Genomic DNA, 284 nt, shown 5'->3' with positions numbered 1-284 from the left:
CTTTGCGAGAAATGGGGGCGCAGGTAGAGTATCTGGTTCCAGATCGCTTTAAATATGGCTATGGCTTAACGCCTGCAATTGCAGATTTAGCATTTACCAGCTTTACACCTGATTTATTGATTACCGTTGATAATGGTATTTCCAGTCATGACGGCGTGAAACAAGCGCAAGATCATGGTATGCAGGTGATTATTACCGATCACCATTTGACCACCAAACCGACTCCCAGTGCCCAAGCGGTAGTGAATCCGAACCAGTTGGGGTGTGATTTTCCAAGTAAAGCC

The 284-nt window shown here is 45.8% G+C and carries 1 protein-coding gene; it reads left to right on the top strand.

What is annotated here, in order from left to right; genetic code table 11:
• A partial coding sequence (locus VC352_RS24880; RefSeq protein WP_322982163.1) for a DHH family phosphoesterase occupies window positions 1-284 on the top strand: 284 nt, incomplete at both ends.

Source organism: Pseudomonas sp. C11, from assembly GCF_034683865.1.
Taxonomy (GTDB): domain Bacteria; phylum Pseudomonadota; class Gammaproteobacteria; order Pseudomonadales; family Pseudomonadaceae; genus Aquipseudomonas.
This window is presented reverse-complemented; position numbering and strand designations above follow the sequence as displayed.